The sequence below is a fragment of the Streptomyces sp. NPDC059900 genome (assembly GCF_050270335.1).
Lineage (GTDB): Bacteria > Actinomycetota > Actinomycetes > Streptomycetales > Streptomycetaceae > Streptomyces.
This window is the reverse complement of the sequence record NZ_JBNNJZ010000708.1, coordinates 1-3784: the sequence shown is the minus strand read 5'-3', so window position 1 is coordinate 3784 and position 3784 is coordinate 1. Positions and strand designations below refer to the sequence as shown.

The window sequence follows — 3784 nt, the reverse complement described above, 5'->3', positions numbered from 1 at the left end:
GTGTAGGGCGAGACATGACCGGCGTCGTCCAGGGCACGGACCTTGTAGGCGTACTCGACGTCGGGTTCGGCGTCACTGTCGACGTAGGTGCTCTCGGGCACGGTGGCGAGCCGCTTGTACGGCCCGACCTCGTCCGGCTCGGTCCCCTCGGCCTCCGCCCGGTACACCTCGTAGGCGGTGGCCGCGGAGAGCGAACTCCAGGAGAGCGAGACGGACTCGCGCCCGGAGGCGGCGTGGAGGCTGTCGGGGGCGTCGTACAGGGGATTGTCGGGCTGGTCCGGGTCGTCGCTGCTGCGGTGGGCGGATCCGGCGGCCGCGGTGGGCGCGGTGGCATGGGCGGTGCCGGATATACCGAGGGCGAGGACGACAGCGGCCGCGGAGGCGACGGCTGCGGGTCTGAGACGGGGCAGTGGAGACACGGCTGGCGTTCCCTTTCCGGTGGAACAACGTACGGGCGTACGGCAGTTCGGGATGCAGTCGTGGGGGGATCCTGCGGTGCTGTGGGGGCAAGGAACTGTAGCTGTATATGACCGGGAAACGGGAAGCGGCGCGCCCTCTGCCGGACCGCAGGGATGCGGAGCAGCTCCCTCCTCAGCGCCGCGCCAGCGCCAGCACGCTCAGGCCGAACATCAGGACACCCAGCGGGAGATGGACCGACGGCACGTGCGCGATGCCGAGTACGACCTGGGCCGAGGCGAGGGCAAGAAAGCCGGTCGCGTACCAGACGGGTCTGGGCGAGCCGCCGCCCGGCTTCCACGCCAGCACGGCCGCGAGCAGGTACAGCATCGACGCGCCGTACATCACGCGGGCTCCGACGCTGTGCAGCGTCTCTCCGTAGGACGCGGTCAACAGCAGTCCCGCGGAGACCGCTTGAAGGAAAATGGTCACGGTCTGCAGGGCGATCGCGATCTGCAGAAACGAAAGGCCGCGCTGTGTCGTCGCCTGGGTTGCCATGCCTCGGTCCCCTTTTCCGCCCCCGGGGGCAGTAGATCGATAAGGTCTCACCAGGCCGACGACGCGGGCCTGCGAAAGGTAAGGCGAGGGGGCGGTCGAAGGCATGGGGACAGCGGGGACGAGTACGGACGAGATAGCGGGCGAACGGCGCCAACTGATCAATGTCGCCTATCGGTTGCTCGGTTCACTGGCCGAGTCCGAGGACGCCGTGCAGGAGGCATACGCCCGGTGGTACGCGCTGCCACGCGGCCGCCAGGACGAGATCGTCTCCCCCGGGGCCTGGCTGACGACGGTGACCGGCCGCATCTGCCTGGACGTGCTCGGCTCGGCGCGGGCCCGGCGTGAACGCTATGTCGGCGCATGGTTGCCCGATCCCCTGCCCGACCGCGCCGGGCGCGACCACGGCCATGACACCGACCCCGCCGACCAGATGATCCTGGACGAGACGGTGACCATGGCCTTCCTCGTGGTCCTGGAGTCGATGACGCCCGCCGAGCGGGTGGCGTTCGTCCTGCACGACGTCTTCCGCTACCCCTTCGCGGAGATCGCCGGCATCCTCGGCCGGACCCCCGCCGCCTGCAAGCAACTCGCGGCCTCCGCCCGGCGGCGGGTGCGTGCCGAGCGGACTCCGGTCAGCGTGACCGGACAGGCCGATGCGGTACGGCAGGTCAAGAAGGCATGGGAGTCCAAGGACATCGCAGCCCTCGTCGACCTCCTGGACCCGGCCGCCGTGATGACCGCCGACGGCGGCGGCATCGCAGGCGCCGCCCTGCGCCCGGTCGAAGGCGGGGCGCGCATCGCCCAGTACATGGTCGCGATCGCCGACAAGGCTCCAGGGCTGGAACTCCTGGAGCGGCCGGTCAACGGCATGCCGGGCCTGGTGGCCCGGCGTGGTGGCACCGTCATGACCGTGGCGGCGTTCGACATCGCCGACGGCCGCGTCACGCGGATCTGGGCGGTGCGCAATCCGCAGAAGCTGCGGCCGTGGGGGCGGGAGCGCCAGGAGCCACCGGCTGGACCAGGGGTTACGCCGGGTGACCCGCCGGGCTCTTGGTGAGCTGGGCGGTCCTCGGCGGGCGCCTGCGCCGCACGATCGCCACGGTCACTCCGATTCCCCCGATCAGCAGCCCGATCCCACCGAAGATCAGCGGCAGCAGCCACATCGAGGTGAAGCTGTTGATGCGCGCGTCGCCGGGGGAATCGGCGCGGTAGAGCACCTCGACCCGCTCCATCAAGTCGTACGCCGGTGGATTGGAGCCCGTCGAGCCTTCGAACGTCCTCGACTTGCCGTCCGCCGCGGTGAACTGGACGACCGGGTACGCCGTGGGCCCGTCGTTCGCCCGCCGCTTGCCGGAACCGCCGTCGCTGCGCCACTCCATCGACACCACCGTCCCCCGGGCACGCTCACCGGAGGCCAGGTACGAGACCGACACCCACGTCAGGATCAGCCCGATCGCCAGGAACAGCGACCCGAACGCGATCGCCCCGAACGTGACCCACTGGCCGGCTCCCCACCCGCGTACCCGAAACCGCACAACGTCCCTCTCACTTGTCCAAAGGAGAGGGACGCTATCCCGGGCGCCCGGCCGCCGTGCTCGCGCCCCTACCGATGCGGAATCAGGCCGTCCGCAGGAGTCGGTGCCGGCCGGCCGCCCCGCACCCGTGCCATCAGAGGCTCTTCCCCATGAGGACGCACGTCGTCTCGTGGCGGCGGAGCTCCCCGTCGGGCCCTTCCACGTCCCAGCCGTCGGGCTCGCTTCCGTACGCGACATAGCCGAGCCGCTCGTACAGGCCACGCGCCCGCGGATTGCTCTCCTCCACGGCGAGTTCGGCCCTGCGCAGGCCGCGGCGGCGGATCCTGTCCTCCGCCGCCCGGATCAACAGCGTTCCCAGGCCGCGGGACTGGAGCGCCGGCAGCACGCCGAGCTGCCACAGGGTTCCGGCCTGCCCGGAGACCGTGTAGTCGATGCCGCCGATCGCCACCGGCAGATCCGCGGGGGTGCAGACAGCCAGGTAGTCCACCTCGCCGGCCTCCGCGCGCGCCAACTCCCCTTCCACGTGGCGCAGGTGGGTGGCCGTGCCCGCCCAGGTGCAGGCGGGCAGGTCGCGGGGCAGCAGGTCACGCACTCTGACGGGTACGGCGATCGTGGCGGCGGGGTCGTTTGCTGTACTCACAGCCGTGAGCATGCCGAGCGGCACACCGGCACTGCAATGCATTTCTCCGGGCTTGGGCCGCCCCGCCGGACGGGGCCCGGCTAGGCGCCGCGCTTCTTCGCCGTCGTCTTCTTTCCTGCGGTCGTCTTCTTCGCCGTGGACTTCTTGGCGGCCGTCTTCTTCCCGGCCGTCTTCTTCGCCGCCCGCTTCTTCGGCATCTCGTGGACGGTCGCGTCCTTGCCGCTGCCGCTGCCCTCGCCGCGCGAGGCCTGCGCCTTGGACACGGACTCCTGGAGCGCGGCCATGAGGTCCAGGACCTGGCCGGCCGGCTCCTCCTCCTCGGTCGGCTTGGGCGGCTTCTTGCCGCCTGCCTTGGCCTCGATGACCTGCTCCAGCGCTTGGGTATAGCGGTCGGTGGACCATTCATGGCCGGTGATGCCGTCGGTCGTCATGGAGTCGATGAGGAGGACCGCCCTGTCGATCTCCTCGTCGCTCACGTCGACGGCCTTGGGCGCCAGCTCCTGCGGGTCCCGTACCTCGTCGTCCCACTTCATGGCGTGCAGCAGGATCACGTCGTCCTGTACGCGCAGCAGACCGAGGCGCTCCCTGCCGTGCCACGCGAATTTGGCGACGGCGGCCTTGCTGTTGCGCTCCAGGGCTTTGCGCAGGAGCGTGT

Annotated in this window: 5 protein-coding genes and 1 pseudogene; 1 reads left to right on the top strand and 5 read right to left on the bottom strand. The window is 70.6% G+C overall.

All coding sequences use genetic code 11. From position 1 onward, the window contains the following. Positions 1–419, bottom strand: a pseudogene (locus ACQKIP_RS42460) (hypothetical protein); the annotation flags it as partial. Between the two features lie 172 nt (positions 420–591). Then, positions 592–954: a hypothetical protein gene (locus ACQKIP_RS42455; protein WP_365856066.1), complete on the bottom strand. Its 363-nt coding sequence runs from the start codon at positions 952–954 to the stop codon at positions 592–594. A gap of 103 nt (positions 955–1057) precedes the next feature. On the opposite strand from ACQKIP_RS42455, the gene sigJ reads away from it, so the two are divergent. Continuing rightward, positions 1058–2011 (top strand): RNA polymerase sigma factor SigJ, encoded by a 954-nt coding sequence (sigJ, locus tag ACQKIP_RS42450; RefSeq protein WP_365856064.1) that lies wholly within the window; start codon positions 1058–1060, stop codon positions 2009–2011. Here the strand turns inward: sigJ and ACQKIP_RS42445 are convergent. From ACQKIP_RS42445 to ACQKIP_RS42435, 3 genes are all read right to left on the bottom strand, one after another. Continuing rightward, positions 1980–2489 carry a DUF3592 domain-containing protein gene (locus ACQKIP_RS42445; RefSeq protein ID WP_365856062.1) on the bottom strand — a complete coding sequence of 170 codons (510 nt, stop codon included), beginning with the start codon at positions 2487–2489 and terminating at the stop codon, positions 1980–1982. The genes sigJ and ACQKIP_RS42445 overlap by 32 nt on opposite strands. 133 nt (positions 2490–2622) lie before the next feature. After that, entirely contained in the window at positions 2623–3141 is a 519-nt protein-coding gene (locus tag ACQKIP_RS42440) for a GNAT family N-acetyltransferase (protein ID WP_365856060.1), read from the bottom strand. Between the two features lie 68 nt (positions 3142–3209). Next, a partial coding sequence (locus tag ACQKIP_RS42435; protein WP_427745455.1) for a Ku protein occupies positions 3210–3784 on the bottom strand: 575 nt, incomplete at its 5' end.